This is a genomic window from Rhizobium sp. PK7-22, from assembly GCF_056530405.1.
Genome location: NZ_CP096514.1, coordinates 386,119 through 401,019, shown reverse-complemented (window position 1 = coordinate 401,019; position 14,901 = coordinate 386,119). Strand labels below are relative to the sequence as shown.

General features: G+C 62.8%; 12 protein-coding genes. All 12 read left to right on the top strand.

Features of this window, described 5'->3' with window-relative positions:
* The first annotated feature begins 36 nt into the window (after window positions 1–36).
* The 12 genes from M1E10_RS06730 to fdhF all read left to right on the top strand — a co-directional run bounded on the left by M1E10_RS06730 (window position 37) and on the right by fdhF (window position 14,901).
* Complete coding sequence (locus M1E10_RS06730) at window positions 37–954, top strand: GNAT family N-acetyltransferase (RefSeq protein ID WP_499175601.1); 918 nt, start codon at window positions 37–39, stop codon at window positions 952–954.
* Window positions 955–1,006: 52 nt separating this feature from the next.
* The gene (locus tag M1E10_RS06725) at window positions 1,007–3,229 is read left to right on the top strand and encodes a primosomal protein N' (protein WP_499175600.1); all 2,223 of its coding nucleotides are present in this window, start codon (window positions 1,007–1,009) and stop codon (window positions 3,227–3,229) included.
* A gap of 54 nt (window positions 3,230–3,283) precedes the next feature.
* Window positions 3,284–3,670, top strand: a complete 387-nt coding sequence (locus M1E10_RS06720) for an AGROH133_08824 family phage infection protein (protein ID WP_499175599.1) — start codon at window positions 3,284–3,286, stop codon at window positions 3,668–3,670.
* Between the two features lie 239 nt (window positions 3,671–3,909).
* Window positions 3,910–4,476: a FoF1 ATP synthase subunit delta gene (locus tag M1E10_RS06715; RefSeq protein WP_499175598.1), complete on the top strand. Its 567-nt coding sequence runs from the start codon at window positions 3,910–3,912 to the stop codon at window positions 4,474–4,476.
* Entirely contained in the window at window positions 4,476–6,005 is a 1,530-nt protein-coding gene (atpA, locus tag M1E10_RS06710; protein ID WP_029617439.1) for a F0F1 ATP synthase subunit alpha, read from the top strand. The genes M1E10_RS06715 and atpA overlap by 1 nt, the downstream gene beginning before the upstream one ends.
* A gap of 31 nt (window positions 6,006–6,036) precedes the next feature.
* Window positions 6,037–6,915 carry a F0F1 ATP synthase subunit gamma gene (locus M1E10_RS06705; protein ID WP_029617438.1) on the top strand — a complete coding sequence of 293 codons (879 nt, stop codon included), beginning with the start codon at window positions 6,037–6,039 and terminating at the stop codon, window positions 6,913–6,915.
* 23 nt (window positions 6,916–6,938) lie between these two features.
* Window positions 6,939–8,381: a F0F1 ATP synthase subunit beta gene (gene atpD, locus M1E10_RS06700; protein ID WP_499175597.1), complete on the top strand. Its 1,443-nt coding sequence runs from the start codon at window positions 6,939–6,941 to the stop codon at window positions 8,379–8,381.
* A gap of 70 nt (window positions 8,382–8,451) precedes the next feature.
* Window positions 8,452–8,859, top strand: coding sequence for a F0F1 ATP synthase subunit epsilon (locus M1E10_RS06695; protein ID WP_499175596.1), 408 nt, complete (start codon window positions 8,452–8,454; stop codon window positions 8,857–8,859).
* A gap of 96 nt (window positions 8,860–8,955) precedes the next feature.
* A complete protein-coding gene (locus tag M1E10_RS06690; protein ID WP_499175595.1) occupies window positions 8,956–9,849 on the top strand; it encodes a LysR family transcriptional regulator in 894 nt (297 codons plus the stop codon).
* A 135-nt stretch (window positions 9,850–9,984) separates the two neighbouring features.
* Window positions 9,985–10,464 (top strand): formate dehydrogenase subunit gamma, encoded by a 480-nt coding sequence (locus M1E10_RS06685; RefSeq protein ID WP_499175594.1) that lies wholly within the window; start codon window positions 9,985–9,987, stop codon window positions 10,462–10,464.
* The gene (locus M1E10_RS06680; RefSeq protein ID WP_499175593.1) at window positions 10,461–12,017 is read left to right on the top strand and encodes a formate dehydrogenase beta subunit; all 1,557 of its coding nucleotides are present in this window, start codon (window positions 10,461–10,463) and stop codon (window positions 12,015–12,017) included. The genes M1E10_RS06685 and M1E10_RS06680 overlap by 4 nt, the downstream gene beginning before the upstream one ends.
* Before the next feature lie 4 nt (window positions 12,018–12,021).
* Window positions 12,022–14,901 carry a formate dehydrogenase subunit alpha gene (fdhF, locus tag M1E10_RS06675; protein WP_499175592.1) on the top strand — a complete coding sequence of 960 codons (2,880 nt, stop codon included), beginning with the start codon at window positions 12,022–12,024 and terminating at the stop codon, window positions 14,899–14,901.

Here is a 14,901-nt window from a genome sequence, read left to right as displayed (position 1 = left end):
TGCGATATAGCCCCTATCCTGTCTGCAGGAGTTTGTATGGCGCGCCGCGATTCTCTGTCCCCTCTGGGGCAATTCGCCGAAGCAGTTTCTCTGGTTTCCCAAGGAAAGCCTGGTCATATCGTTGATACGCTCATCACCGAGCGTGGACAGCGGATCGTCAGGCATCCGCTCTGGCCGGTCATGCGACCGTTTCTCTACACCCTGTTGCGCTACGACAGGGCGATCGAATTCGCCAATGACATTGCCGCTATGTCGGGTTTCCAGTCGTTTGAATACCTCAGCGAGACCCTAAAGCTCGATGTGCGGGTGACGAATGCCGAGCGCATTCCGGAATCCGGCGGCTTCATCCTGGTCAGCAATCATCCGACCGGGATTGCGGATGGCGTTGCCGTCTTCGACCTCCTCAAGGAACGCCGTCCCGACCTGATGATCTTTGCCAACCGCGATGCCGTCCGGGTCAATCCGCGTTTTGCAGAAATGATCATCCCGGTGGAATGGCGCGAGGAGCACAAGAGCAAGCTGAAGACACGCGAAACTCTCGTGCTGACCAACAGCACGGTGGACGACGGCAAGGTGATGGTGCTGTTCCCTTCAGGCCGCATTGCATATTGGGCCGATGGACAGCTAAACGAGCGGCCGTGGAAGACCTCAGCGGTGGGGCTTGCCAAGAAATACAATCTGCCGATCCTGCCGATCCATATGAAGGCGCGCAACTCCGGTCTTTTCTATTGGTTCGCCAAGTGGTCGACGGAACTGCGTGACATGACGGTGTTCTACGAGCTTCTGAACAAGAAGGGCAATCGCTTCGATATCACCATCGGCCAGATGATTCGGCCGGATCAGCTGGACGGCGATCTTGCGGATGTCACGAAGGCCATCGAAACGCATACCGTCTCTAAGCTTGGAGCGGATGGAGACGCCGTCTTCGAGCCCATCAAGTCTTCGGGGATCTGATACCCACCGCAAGGGTTCCCTTTTGTTCCGCTTCGGGGCAATGTCCCGCCGGATGTCCACAGAATCGACCAATCTCTTCGGCGCGCTTTTCGAAACGCCGCCAGCCCGACAGGTGGTGCCGGTTCTCGTGCCGTTGCCGGCGCCGGGTCCCTATAGCTATGCGGTGCCGGAGGGGATGCACGTCGAGCCCGGCTCGATCATCCAGGTGCCGCTCGGTCCGCGCCAGGTGATCGGTGTCGTCTGGGACAGCCAGGCCGACGACAAGCTGGACCCGAAGAAGCTTCGCCCCATTACGCAGGTGTTCGATTGCCCGCCGCTGTCGGCCGACATGCGTCGTTTCATCGAATGGGTAGCCGGCTACACGCTTTCGCCGCCCGGACTGGTGGCACGGATGGCCATCCGGGCGCCTGCCGCACTGGAGCCCGAGCCGATGGTCGAGGGCATCCGCTATGTCGGCGGCCAGCCGGAGCGGATGACGCCGGCACGGGCGCGGGTTCTGGATCTTGTCGCTGAGGAAGACATTTCCTGGACGCGGGCAGGGCTGGCACATGCCGCCGGCGTCTCCACGAGCGTCATCGACGGCCTGACGCGGCGCGGGCTGTTCGAGACCGTGTTCATGCCGCCGCCGCCGGTGGTGGCGCGGCCGGATCCCGACTATGCCCTCGCACGCATCGAGGGGCCGCAGACGGATGCTGCGGCGGAAATCGTCGCGCTCGTGCGCAAGGGTGGCTTCTCGTCCTCGCTGATCGACGGGGTGACGGGCTCCGGCAAGACCGAAGTCTATTTCGAGGCGATTGCCGAAACGCTGCGGCAGGGCAGGCAGGTGCTGATCCTGCTGCCCGAGATCGCGCTGACGTCAAGCTTCCTCGAGCGGTTCCAGGACCGCTTCGGTACCAAGCCAGGCGAATGGCATTCGGACCTTTCACCGCGGACACGCGAAAGAGTGTGGCGCGGCATCGTCACCGGTGAGGTGCAGGTGGTTGCCGGCGCCCGGTCGGCGCTCTTTCTTCCCTTCGAGAACCTTGGCCTGATCGTCGTCGACGAGGAGCACGACCCCGCCTACAAGCAGGAGGACCGGGTGTTCTACAATGCCCGAGACATGGCGGTCGTGCGGGCGAGGATCGGCGACTTCCCGATCGTGCTGGTCTCGGCGACCCCTTCCGTCGAAAGCAAGGTGAACGCCCAGGCCGGCCGCTATCATCTGGTGCATCTGCCGACACGCTTCGGCGATGCCGCCATGCCCGACCTGCATCTGATCGACATGCGACGGCATGCGCCCCAGAGAGGTGGCTTCCTGTCGCCGGTGCTGCTCAGGGCGATCGGCAAGACGCTTGAAAACGGCCACCAGTCGCTGCTCTTCCTGAACCGCCGTGGCTATGCGCCGCTGACGCTGTGCCGCGTGTGCGGTCACCGCTTCCAGTGTCCGCAGTGCTCCAGCTGGCTCGTCGAGCACCGCTTCCGCAACCAGATCCAGTGTCATCAATGCGGCTACCACGAGCCGACGCCGGAGGCCTGCCCTGAATGCGGCACGCTCGACCATCTCGTCGCCTGCGGGCCGGGGGTGGAGCGGATTGCGGAGGAGGTCGAGAAACATTTCCCCGACGCTCGCACCATCGTCATGTCCTCCGATCTGCTCGGCGGCGTGAAGCGCCTGCGGCTGGAACTCGACGCTATTGCGCGCGGCGATGCCGACATCGTGATCGGGACGCAACTGGTGGCGAAGGGACACAACTTCCCGCTGATGACGCTGGTGGGGATCATCGATGCGGACATTGGGCTCGCCAATGGCGATCCGCGCGCGGCGGAGCGGACCTTCCAGCTCCTCAGCCAGGTGACGGGGAGGGCCGGAAGAACGGGCCTCAAGAGCCATGGCCTGCTGCAGACCTACCAGCCGCAGCACCCGGTGATGCAGGCGATCGTCTCGGGCGATCCCACAGCCTTCTACGAACGGGAGATTTCCGAGCGGGAGAAGGCGATCCTGCCGCCGTTCGGGCGGCTGGCGTCGATCATTGTCTCGGCGGAAGGTCGGGCGGATGCAGAACTGCACGCACGGGGCATGCGGGCCGCCGCGCCGCATATCTCCGGCATATCGGTTCTGGGGCCAGCTGAGGCGCCCCTGGCGCTGGTGCGGGGGCGACACCGGTTCCGGCTACTGATTCACGGGCGCCGCAATTCCGACATGCAGGCCTTTCTCCAGGTGATGATGGACAAGGGGCCGAAGATAAGGGGGTCGGTGCATGTGCAGATCGACGTCGATCCGCAGAGCTTCCTTTGAGAATCATGAGCCGGCTGCTATGGGGCATTCTCCTTTTTCGCATTCCAGGAGAGAATGGTGGAACTCTACTTTCCGAGCGAACTCCCGGAGCAACTGGCGTTCCTCTCCGCGGCAGTGGTGGCCTTTGTCGGCCTGCTGACGCTGCTTTTTCCCGCACCCATGCTCCGGGCTGCCGGCTTCACCACAGGTGAAGTTGGCGCTGAGGGATTTGGTGCCGCGCGCTCCTCGGGCGGTCTGCAGCTTGGGCTCGGCCTTGCGGCCTTGGCTCTCGCACAGGACTTCACGTACCTGATGCTCGGCAGCGCGCTGGCGATGGGGGCTTTCGGGCGCCTGCTGTCGCTGCTGCTGGACCGCGGCTGGACCGGGCGCAATGTGCTGGCCGTGGTGCTGCAGATTGCGCTGGCGAGCCTGCCGCTTGGCTACGTATTCGGTTATTTTTGAGCCCCCCGTACCAAAGATTGACGGCCGGCACATCATAAATTGGGCTCAGAGCCTTGGAGCTGCGGCTTTTTAGCCTATCTGCCGTGTTGCGAGTCCATAGCTCCTATGCTAGACGAACCGCGAACGTGTGAAAGGGTCAGCGAGAAAGCTGGCTGTTTTCAATCAAATAGCAAATAATTTCAGGAGCTTGTCCGTCTCCCTCTCGGAGGTCTGGCGCCTGACAAAAACTCAGGGAAACTGTGCCCGTGGCTGACACGTCCCAGCTGATTTCCGGTGTAGCGGAACGATACGCATCGTCGCTGTTCGAACTCGCTCTCGAGTCGAACTCGATCGACGCCGTCAGCGCAGATCTCGCTCGCTTCGAAGCCATGATGAGCGACAGCGCCGATCTGAAGCGCCTCGTCGTCAGCCCGGTATTTTCGGCCGACGAGCAGAAGCGCGCGATCTCGGCTGTAGCCGACCGGGCAGGTATCACCGGCGTCGTCGGCAATTTCCTGAAGGTGGTTGCCGGCAACCGGCGCCTCTTTGCGCTGCCGGGCATGATCCGGGGCTTTCGACAAATTGCCGCTGCCCATCGCGGCGAAGTTACGGCCGAAGTGACGTCCGCTCACGCGTTGACGCCGGCCCAGGAAAACGAACTCAAGTCGGCGCTGAAGGGCGTCACTGGCAAGGATGTGGTCATCGCCGTGACGGTCGATCCCACGCTTCTTGGCGGCCTGATCGTCAAGGTCGGATCGCGCCAGATCGACACCTCCCTTCGCACCAAACTTTCCACCCTTAAGCTTGCACTGAAAGAGGTTGGCTGATGGATATCCGCGCCGCGGAAATTTCCGCAATTCTGAAAGATCAAATCAAGAACTTCGGCCAGGAGGCTGAGGTTTCCGAAGTCGGCCAGGTTCTCTCGGTGGGTGACGGTATCGCTCGCGTCTACGGTCTGGACAACATCCAGGCCGGCGAGATGGTCGAGTTCCCTGGCGGCGTGCGCGGCATGGCGATGAACCTCGAAGCCGACAACGTCGGCGTGGTCATCTTCGGCTCCGAGCGCGAAATCAAGGAAGGCGACACCGTCAAGCGGACGGGTGCCATCGTTGAAGTGCCGGTCGGTCCGGAGCTGCTTGGTCGCGTCGTCGACGCTCTCGGCAATCCGATCGACGGCAAGGGCCCGATCGCCACGACCCGCCGTTCGCGCGTCGACATCAAGGCGCCCGGCATCATCCCGCGCAAGTCGGTTCACGAGCCGATGTCGACCGGCCTCAAGGCCATCGACGCGCTGATCCCGGTCGGCCGCGGCCAGCGCGAGCTCGTCATCGGCGACCGCCAGACCGGCAAGACCGCCATCATTCTCGATACCTTCCTCAACCAGAAGCCGATCCACGACAACGGCCCGGATGCGGAAAAGCTCTATTGCGTCTATGTCGCCATCGGTCAGAAGCGTTCGACCGTCGCGCAGTTCGTGAAGGTGCTCGAAGAGCGCGGCGCTCTGCCGTATTCGATCATTGTTGCTGCGACCGCCTCCGATCCGGCGCCGATGCAGTATCTGGCACCATTCGCCGGCTGCGCCATGGGTGAATACTTCCGCGACAACGGCCAGCACGCCCTGATCGCCTATGACGATCTGTCCAAGCAGGCCGTAGCTTACCGTCAGATGTCGCTTCTGCTGCGCCGTCCGCCGGGCCGCGAAGCCTATCCGGGCGACGTCTTCTATCTGCACTCGCGTCTTCTCGAGCGCGCAGCCAAGCTCTCCGACGAGCGTGGCGCCGGTTCGCTGACGGCACTGCCGGTCATCGAAACCCAGGGTAACGACGTTTCGGCGTTCATCCCGACCAACGTGATCTCGATCACCGATGGCCAGATCTTCCTCGAGACGGACCTCTTCTACCAGGGCATTCGTCCTGCCGTGAACGTCGGTCTGTCGGTTTCCCGCGTCGGCTCCGCCGCGCAGGTCAAGGCGATGAAGCAGGTGGCCGGTTCGATCAAGGGCGAGCTTGCGCAGTACCGCGAAATGGCGGCCTTCGCCCAGTTCGGCTCCGACCTCGACGCGTCGACGCAGCGCCTGCTGAACCGTGGTGCGCGCCTGACGGAACTCCTGAAGCAGCCGCAGTTCTCGCCGCTCAAGACGGAAGAGCAGGTTGCGGTGATCTTTGCGGGCGTCAACGGCTACCTGGACAAGATCCCGGTCGGCGATGTCGGCAAGTTCGAGCAGGGCCTGCTCAACTACCTTCGCTCCGAAGGCAAGGACGTCCTCGATGCGATCCGCACCGAGAAGGCCCTGTCGGACGATATCAAGGCAAAGCTCAAGGCGGCCATCGACAGCTTCGCCAAGTCTTTCGCCTGAGAAGAGATCTAGCCCTAAGGACCGAGAACGGATGCCTTCACTAAAGGATCTGAAAAACCGGATCGCCTCCGTCAAGGCGACGCAGAAGATCACCAAGGCGATGAAGATGGTCGCCGCGGCGAAGCTGCGCCGTGCGCAGGAGGCGGCCGAGGCCGCTCGTCCCTACGCCGAGCGGATGAACAAGGTGCTGGCCAACGTCAGTGCCGCCTCGGAAGGCGGCGCGGAAGCGCCTCTGCTGCTGACGGGCACCGGTCGCGACCAGGTTCACCTTCTCGTCGTGGCAACGGGTGAACGCGGCCTTGCCGGCGGCTTCAACTCCTCGATCATCCGGCTGGCGCGCGACCATGCGCTCAAGCTGCTTTCGCAGGGCAAGACGGTGAAGATCCTGACCGTCGGTCGCAAGGGTAACGACATCCTGCGGCGGACGTTCAAGGAGAACATCGTCGACTACATCACCTTCCGCGAGGTCAAGCAGTTGAGCTTCGTGAACGCCGACGAAGTGGCGGGCAAGGTTCTTCACCTCTTCAACAAGGGTGAGTTCGACGTCGCAACCATCTTTTACGCGCGCTTCCAGTCGGTGATTTCCCAGGTGGCGACAGCCCAGCAGATCATCCCGGCGACGTTCGAGAAGACGGAAGCTGCGACGGGTGCGGCCGCTCTCTACGAATACGAGCCAAGCGAAGAAGAAATCCTCGAGGACCTGTTGCCGCGCAATGTCGCCGTGCAGATCTTCCGGGCGCTGCTCGAAAACAACGCATCCTTCTATGGCGCTCAGATGTCCGCGATGGACAGCGCGACGCGCAATGCCGGTGATATGATCAACAGGCTGACCTTGTCCTACAATCGTCAGCGTCAGGCCCAGATCACCAAGGAACTCATTGAAATCATTTCGGGCGCGGAAGCGCTCTGAGATAAGGAAAGAGGGTAAGAATTATGGCTATTGCAGCTACCCTGGAAGCCGGCGTTTCGGTCGGCAAGGTGACGCAGGTGATCGGCGCCGTTGTCGACGTGACATTCGATGGCGAACTGCCGGCGATTCTCAACGCGCTTGAAACCGACAACAATGGCAACCGTCTGGTTCTCGAAGTTGCGCAGCACCTTGGTGAAAACCAGGTCCGTACCATCGCGATGGATGCTACCGAAGGCCTCGTTCGCGGCCAGCGCGTCACGAACACCGGTTCTCCGATCTCGGTGCCGGTCGGCATGGAGACGCTCGGTCGCATCATGAACGTCATCGGCGAGCCGGTTGACGAAGCAGGTCCCCTGAACACCGAATACAAGCGCTCCATTCACCAGGAAGCTCCGGCCTACGTCGACCAGTCGACGGATGCACAGATCCTCGTGACCGGCATCAAGGTCGTCGACCTCCTGGCGCCTTACGCGCGCGGCGGCAAGATCGGCCTTTTCGGCGGCGCCGGCGTCGGCAAGACGGTTCTGATCATGGAGCTGATCAACAACGTCGCCAAGGCGCATGGTGGTTACTCGGTGTTTGCCGGCGTGGGTGAACGCACCCGCGAAGGCAACGATCTCTACCACGAGATGATCGAATCCGGCGTTAACAAGCACGGCGGCGGCGAAGGCTCCAAGGCCGCGCTCGTCTATGGCCAGATGAACGAGCCTCCAGGCGCCCGCGCTCGCGTGGCTCTGACTGGTCTGACGATCGCCGAAGACTTCCGCGACAAGGGTCAGGACGTGTTGTTCTTCGTCGACAACATCTTCCGCTTCACCCAGGCCGGTTCCGAAGTGTCCGCTCTGCTCGGCCGTATCCCTTCGGCCGTGGGCTATCAGCCGACGCTCGCCACCGACATGGGCCAGATGCAGGAACGCATCACCACGACGACCAAGGGTTCGATCACCTCGGTCCAGGCCATCTACGTTCCCGCCGACGATTTGACCGACCCGGCACCAGCCACCTCGTTCGCCCACCTGGACGCAACGACGGTTCTGTCGCGTTCGATCGCCGAAAAGGGCATCTACCCGGCCGTTGACCCGCTCGACTCCACGTCGCGCATGCTCGACCCGATGGTTGTCGGACAGGAACACTACGACATCGCCCGCAAGGTGCAGACGACGCTGCAGCGCTACAAGTCGCTCCAGGACATCATCGCCATCCTCGGGATGGACGAGCTGTCGGAAGAGGACAAGCTGACGGTTGCCCGCGCCCGCAAGATCGAGCGCTTCCTGAGCCAGCCGTTCTTCGTTGCCGAAATCTTCACCGGCGCGCCGGGCAAGCTCGTGGCTCTCGAAGACACGATCAAGGGGTTCAAGGGCCTCGTCAACGGCGAGTACGACCATCTGCCGGAAGCGGCCTTCTACATGGTCGGCTCGATCGAAGAAGCCATGGAAAAGGCGAAGAAGCTCGCTGCTGCCGCCTAAGCTGACGAAACGCAGGTGCGCCACTTCGGTGGCGCGCCATTGCATGCAACACGTGAAGAAGTGAACCGCCATGGCTGACGCCTTCAATTTTGAACTCGTTTCTCCAGAGCGCCTTCTCGTTTCCGAAAAGGTCACTGAAGTGGTGATCCCGGCGACGCTGGGCGAGATGACGGTGATGGCCCATCACGCACCGACCATGACGACGATCAAGCCGGGTGTCGTCTCGGTGAAGCTCGCCGGTGGCGAGGTGACCAAATATGTGGTGTTCGGCGGGTTTGCCGATATCCTGCCAACGGGCTGCACGCTGCTGGCCGAATCTGCCGTCAAGCTTTCGGATGTGACGCGCGAAACGCTGCAGGCGCGCATTGACGCGGCACGCAAGGATGCGGATTCAGCACTCGATCACGCACACAAGACGAAGATCGAGGAATACATGGCGGCGCTCACCAATCTGAATGGCGCGATCCTGCCTGCTTGATTCCACCATAGTGACACCTGGAAAGCGGCCAATGGCCGCTTTTTTTGTTGCTTATAGGCGCCGCGCTTGCTGTGCTCCCGGCGAGGAGACGTCGGCATGATCGATAAACTGGAATTCTTTATTGCCCTGGCGCGGGAGCGGCATTTCGGTCGTGCCGCGGAGGAGAGTGGGATTTCCCAACCCTCGCTTTCGGCCGCCATTCGCCAACTCGAGGATCAGCTCGGTGTCGTTCTGGTCGTGCGCGGCTCGCGTTTCCAGGGGCTGACGCCGGAGGGGCAGCGGGTGCTGGAATGGGCGAGGCGCATCGTCGGCGACGCGCGTACCATGCGCGAAGAGATGCGGACCGCCAAGACCGGCCTCTCCGGTCACATCCGACTGGCAGCTATCCCCACGGCTCTGGCCATGATCCCGCGGTTGACGGAACCCTTCCAGGCGAAGCACCCGGACGTTACCTTCTCGGTGGTCTCGCGCAACTCCCTGCAGGTTCTCAGCCAGCTCGACAATTTCGAAATCGATGCCGGCATCACCTATCTCGACAACGAGCCGCTGGGACGTGTCACCAGCGTACCGCTGTATGCCGAGCATTATATCCTCGTGACGGCAGAGGGCACGCCTTTCGCGGATCGGGAGGCTGTGACGTGGAAGGAAATGAACGGCGTTAGGCTATGCCTATTGACTCCCGACATGCAGAACCGTCGGATCATCAACCAGCATCTGGCGGATGCAGGAGTCACCGTGAAGCCCACGCTGGAATCCAATTCCATGGTCGTCCTGCTTTCGCATGTGGGAACGGGCCAATGGGCCAGCATCATGCCGCGAAATGTCGCTAAGTCCTTCGGGTTTGCCAAGCAGATCAAGATGATCCCGCTGATTGATCCGGAAGCCAGCCACATCGTCGGCCTCGTGGCAACCCACCGCGAACCCTTCACCCCGCTGGTTTCCGCTTTGTTACATCAGGCCCGCAGCCTGAGTGCCGCCGACCTCGTTTGATAGTTTTTTTCTATCGCGTAACGAAACAGGTTTATTGACCGCTGAGCGCCGGTTCCGCAACACTGTACACATCGAACGCCGAAGCAGGTGTCGGGGGGATGCCATCGATGCGTCCCTTGCGGGGAGGCTAGAACAATGAACGTACATGTAGCGACCGGCATCTACGCCGAGCGGGCTTTGTCCATAATCCATGACCTGAAGCATCTTGAAGGTCCGATGCTGCCCATTCTCCATGCCATCCAGCACGAATTCGGGTTCGTGCCGGAGGAGGTGAAGCCTGTCCTAGCGCGTGAGCTCAACCTCTCCCGCGCCGAGGTGCATGGGGTGGTCACGTTCTATCACGACTTTCGCGATGCGCCCGCAGGCCGTCACGTCCTCAAGATCTGTCGTGCCGAGGCCTGCCAAGCCATGGGATCCGATCAGGTGGTCGATCAGGCCCGCCGGCTTCTCGGCATCGATTTCCACCAGACGACGCTCGACGGCGCGGTGACGCTGGAACCGGTCTTCTGTCTCGGTCTCTGTGCCTGCGCGCCTGCCGCGATGCTGGACGATGAAGTCTATGGCCGCGTCGACGAACACTGTCTCACCGAAATTGTTGCGGAGGCTCGCCGATGACCGTCACCATCTTCGTGCCCCGGGATGCTGCCTCCCTGGCGCTCGGCGCCAACAAGGTTGCCACTGCCATTGCCCAGGAAATCGAGCTGCGGGGGCTGGACGCAAAAATAGTCCGTAACGGCTCGCGCGGCATGGCGTGGCTGGAGCCGCTGGTGGAGGTTCGCACCAGCGCCGGGCGGATCGGCTACGGTCCGGTCAAGGCGGTCGATGTGGCCAGCCTCTTCGATGCGGGCTTCCTCAGCGGCGGCGATCACCCTCTCTGTCTGGGGCTGACGAAGGAAATTCCGTTCCTCCGTCAGCAGACACGGCTCACCTTCGCCCGGTGCGGTGTCACCGACCCCCTCTCGCTCGACGACTACCGTCATTACCAGGGCCTGAAGGGTCTGGAGCGGGCGCTGTCGATGTCGGCGCCGGAGATCGTGCAGGAAGTCACAGACAGCGGCTTGCGTGGCCGCGGAGGGGCCGGTTTCCCGACGGGCATCAAGTGGAAGACCGTGGCCGGAGCGCCAGGTGTCCAGAAATACATCGTCTGCAATGCCGACGAGGGCGACAGCGGCACGTTCGCCGACCGGATGATCATGGAAGGCGATCCCTTCGTCCTGATCGAGGGCATGATCATCGCCGGCATCGCCACCGGCGCCACGAAGGGCTACCTCTACACGCGCTCGGAATATCCCCACGCGATCGAGACGATGAACGCGGCAATCGTGATTGCACGGGAAGCCGGCATTCTCGGGGCCTCGGTGATGGGATCGGCGTATGCCTTCGACATGGAGGTCCGTGCCGGGGCAGGTGCCTATGTCTGCGGTGAGGAAACCTCGCTTCTCAATTCGTTGGAAGGCAAGCGCGGTATCGTCCGCGCCAAGCCGCCGCTTCCGGCGCTGCAGGGCTTCCTTGGTCGTCCGACCGTGGTCAACAATGTCATCTCGCTTGCATCCGTGCCGGTCATCATGGACCGCGGCGCGGCCTTCTACCGGGATTTCGGCATGGGCCGTTCCCGCGGCACGATTCCGATCCAGATTGCCGGAAACGTCAAATACGGTGGCCTCTTCGAGACGGCCTTCGGGCTGACGCTGGGACAGATCATCGATGAGATCGGCGGCGGCACGGCCAACGGTCGCCCGGTCAAGGCGGTGCAGGTCGGCGGACCGCTGGGAGCCTATTTCCCGCGTGACCTGTTCGATACGCCGTTCGACTACGAGGCATTTGCCGCCAGGGACGGCCTGATCGGTCATGCCGGCGTGGTGGTCTTCGACGACACGGCGGACATGCTGAAGCAGGCGCGCTTTGCGATGGAATTCTGCGCCATCGAGAGCTGCGGCAAGTGCACGCCCTGCCGCATCGGCTCGACCCGCGGCGTCGAGACGGCCGACAAGATTGCCCGAGGCATCGAGCCAGAGAAGAACAAGGTGTTGCTGGCGGATCTCTGCAACACGATGAAGTTCGGTTCGCTCTGCGCGCTGGGCGGTTTCACCCCCTATCCGGTGATGAGCGCGATGAACCATTTCCCGGAGGATTTCGCTCCCACACCCCTCGTCGAAGCGGCGGAGTAAGACCATGTCCCTCATTCATGAAATCGACTACGGCACGCCCGCCTCCCGCCTGGAAGCGCAGGTGACGGTCACCATCGACGGGCGCGAGATCACCGTTCCGGAAGGGACATCGGTCATGCGGGCCTCGATGGAGGCCGGCATTCAGGTGCCGAAGCTCTGCGCCACCGACATGGTGGATGCCTTCGGCTCCTGCCGGCTCTGCCTGGTGGAAATCGAAGGACGCGCCGGGACGCCGGCCTCCTGCACCACGCCGGTCATGCCGGGCCTGGTGGTGCACACGCAGACGGGCCGGCTGAAGGATATCCGCAAGGGGGTGATGGAGCTCTATATCTCCGACCACCCGCTCGACTGTCTCACCTGCGCCGCCAACGGGGACTGCGAACTGCAGGACATGGCCGGTGCCGTCGGGCTTCGCGATGTCCGCTACGGCTATGAGGGCGACAGCCACGTCCAGGCGCGCACCAACGGCGAGATCAACGTCCAGTGGATGCCGAAGGACGAGTCCAACCCCTATTTCACCTATGATCCTTCGAAATGCATCGTCTGCTCGCGCTGCGTGCGGGCCTGCGAGGAAGTGCAGGGCACCTTTGCGCTGACCATCGAGGGCCGAGGCTTCGACAGCCGGGTCTCCGCCGGCATGCACGAGAATTTCCTGGAATCGGAATGCGTCTCGTGCGGCGCCTGCGTGCAGGCCTGCCCGACGGCGACGCTCACCGAGAAATCGGTGATCGCCATCGGCCAGCCGGAGCATTCGGCGGTGACGACCTGTGCCTATTGCGGCGTCGGCTGCTCGTTCAAGGCGGAGATGCGCGGCGAGGAGCTGGTGCGCATGGTGCCTTGGAAGGATGGTCAGGCAAACCGCGGCCACTCCTGCGTCAAGGGGCGCTTCGCCTACGGCTACGCCAGCCACAAGGACCGCATCCTCAACCCGATGGTGCGCGAGAAGATCACCGACCCCTGGCGGGAGGTCACCTGGGACGAGGCCTTCGCGCATGTGGCGAGCGAGTTCAAGCGGCTGCAGTACCAGTATGGCCGTGATTCGATCGGCGGCATCACCTCGTCGCGCTGCACCAACGAGGAGACCTTTCTCGTCCAGAAGCTGATCCGCGCCGGCTTCGGCAACAACAATGTCGATACCTGCGCCCGCGTCTGTCATTCGCCGACCGGCTACGGCCTCGGCCAGGCCTTTGGCACCTCGGCCGGCACGCAGAACTTCGATAGCGTCGAGCATTCCGATGTCGTCGTCGTCATCGGCGCCAATCCGACCGACGGTCACCCGGTGTTCGGTTCACGGCTGAAGAAGCGGCTGCGCCAGGGTGCAAAGCTGATCGTCATCGATCCGCGCCGCATCGATCTCGTCAAGACGCCGCATGTGGAGGCGGCCTATCACCTGCCGCTGAAGCCCGGCACCAACGTCGCGGTCATGACGGCGCTCGCCCATGTGATCGTCACCGAAGGCATCTTCGACGAAGCCTTCATCCGCGAGCGCTGCGACTGGTCCGAGTTCGAAGACTGGGCGGCCTTCGTCGCCGAACCGCAGCACAGCCCGGAGGAGACCGAAAAGTTCACCGGGGTCCCAGCCGAGCTCGTGCGCGGGGCAGCGCGCCTCTTTGCGACGGGCGGCAATGGCGCGATCTACTACGGCCTCGGCGTCACCGAACACAGCCAGGGCTCGACGACCGTCATGGCAATCGCCAATCTTGCGATGGCGACCGGCAACATCGGGCGTCCCGGCGTCGGCGTGAACCCGCTGCGCGGACAGAACAACGTGCAGGGTTCCTGCGACATGGGCTCCTTCCCGCACGAACTGCCGGGCTACCGGCATGTCTCCGACGACGCCACGCGCGACACCTTCGAAAAGATGTGGGGCGTCACGATCAGCAACGAACCGGGATTGCGCATCCCCAACATGCTGGACGCTGCCGTCGAGGGCACCTTCAAGGGCATCTACATCCAGGGCGAGGACATCCTGCAGTCCGACCCGGACACCAAGCATGTGTCCGCCGGTCTTGCCGCCATGGAATGCGTCGTCGTCCACGACCTCTTCCTCAACGAGACGGCGAACTACGCGCATGTCTTCCTGCCCGGCTCCACCTTCCTGGAGAAGGACGGCACGTTCACCAACGCGGAACGGCGCATCAACCGGGTCCGCAAGGTCATGTCGCCGAAGAACGGCTATGCCGACTGGGAGGTCACCCAGAAGCTGGCGCAGGCGATGGGGCTGAACTGGGCCTATACGCATCCCTCGCAGGTGATGGACGAGATCGCCGCGACCACGCCAAGCTTTGCCGGCGTCTCCTACGCGTACCTGGAGAAAATGGGTTCGGTTCAGTGGCCCTGCAACGAGAAATTCCCGGTCGGATCGCCGATCATGCATGTGGATGGTTTCGTGCGCGGCAAGGGCAAGTTCATCCGGACCGAATATGTCGCGACCGACGAGCGCACCGGTCCGCGCTTCCCGCTGCTGCTCACCACCGGCCGCATCCTGTCGCAGTACAATGTCGGCGCCCAGACGCGGCGCACCGAGAACGTCGTCTGGCATGATGAGGATCTTCTGGAGATCCATCCGCATGACGCCGAGCAGCGGGGCATCAAGGAGGGCGACTGGATCAAGCTCGCCAGCCGGTCCGGCGACACGACACTGAGGGCGCTGATCACCGATCGTGTGGCACCTGGCGTGGTCTATACGACCTTCCACCACCCGGACACGCAGGCGAATGTCATCACCACCGACTACTCCGACTGGGCGACGAACTGTCCCGAGTACAAGGTGACGGCGGTACAGGTCTCGCCCTCCAACGGGCCCACGGAGTGGCAGCAGGACTACGAGGAACTGGGACGGCGGTCGCGGCGGATTGCCGGCAAGCTGGAAGCAGCGGAATAG

What these genes read in the sequence shown, in the direction of transcription:
- M1E10_RS06730 (WP_499175601.1), top strand. Translation starts at nt 37, where the DNA reads ATGGCGCGCCGCGATTCTCTGTCCCCTCTGGGGCAATTCGCCGAAGCA.
- M1E10_RS06725 (WP_499175600.1), top strand. Translation starts at nt 1,007, where the DNA reads ATGTCCACAGAATCGACCAATCTCTTCGGCGCGCTTTTCGAAACGCCG.
- M1E10_RS06720 (WP_499175599.1), top strand. Translation starts at nt 3,284, where the DNA reads ATGGTGGAACTCTACTTTCCGAGCGAACTCCCGGAGCAACTGGCGTTC.
- atpA (WP_029617439.1), top strand. Translation starts at nt 4,476, where the DNA reads ATGGATATCCGCGCCGCGGAAATTTCCGCAATTCTGAAAGATCAAATC.
- M1E10_RS06705 (WP_029617438.1), top strand. Translation starts at nt 6,037, where the DNA reads ATGCCTTCACTAAAGGATCTGAAAAACCGGATCGCCTCCGTCAAGGCG.
- atpD (WP_499175597.1), top strand. Translation starts at nt 6,939, where the DNA reads ATGGCTATTGCAGCTACCCTGGAAGCCGGCGTTTCGGTCGGCAAGGTG.
- M1E10_RS06695 (WP_499175596.1), top strand. Translation starts at nt 8,452, where the DNA reads ATGGCTGACGCCTTCAATTTTGAACTCGTTTCTCCAGAGCGCCTTCTC.
- M1E10_RS06690 (WP_499175595.1), top strand. Translation starts at nt 8,956, where the DNA reads ATGATCGATAAACTGGAATTCTTTATTGCCCTGGCGCGGGAGCGGCAT.
- M1E10_RS06685 (WP_499175594.1), top strand. Translation starts at nt 9,985, where the DNA reads ATGAACGTACATGTAGCGACCGGCATCTACGCCGAGCGGGCTTTGTCC.
- M1E10_RS06680 (WP_499175593.1), top strand. Translation starts at nt 10,461, where the DNA reads ATGACCGTCACCATCTTCGTGCCCCGGGATGCTGCCTCCCTGGCGCTC.
- fdhF (WP_499175592.1), top strand. Translation starts at nt 12,022, where the DNA reads ATGTCCCTCATTCATGAAATCGACTACGGCACGCCCGCCTCCCGCCTG.